Source organism: Bradyrhizobium sp. Ses1, from assembly GCF_059512365.1.
The window spans coordinates 1-250 of sequence record NZ_JCAMOQ010000264.1; the positions used below are offsets into that span (position 1 = coordinate 1).

The window sequence follows — 250 nt, forward strand, 5'->3', positions numbered from 1 at the left end:
CTAGTACCCGGAATCAGAGCTGAGTGATACGGCGGCCTTTGAAGCGGCGTTGACGGACCTTTTTCTTGGTCCAGACGAAGGGCTCGGCTCTGTCGTTGTATGCGTTGACGTAGGCATCGATGTGATCCTGAAGCTGCTTGAGGCTTGTGAAGGAAGTGCCGCTGAGCGACTGCCCCTGCAAGATCGAGAACCATACCTCGACCTGATTGAGCCAGGACGCACTTGTCGGCGTGAAATGAAATTCCACGTT

At 54.8% G+C, this 250-nt stretch carries 1 pseudogene; it reads right to left on the reverse strand.

Annotated elements, in window-relative coordinates:
* Positions 1 to 13: 13 nt before the first annotated feature.
* A pseudogene (locus AC5ZG5_RS46610) lies at positions 14 to 250 on the reverse strand (IS630 family transposase); the annotation flags it as partial.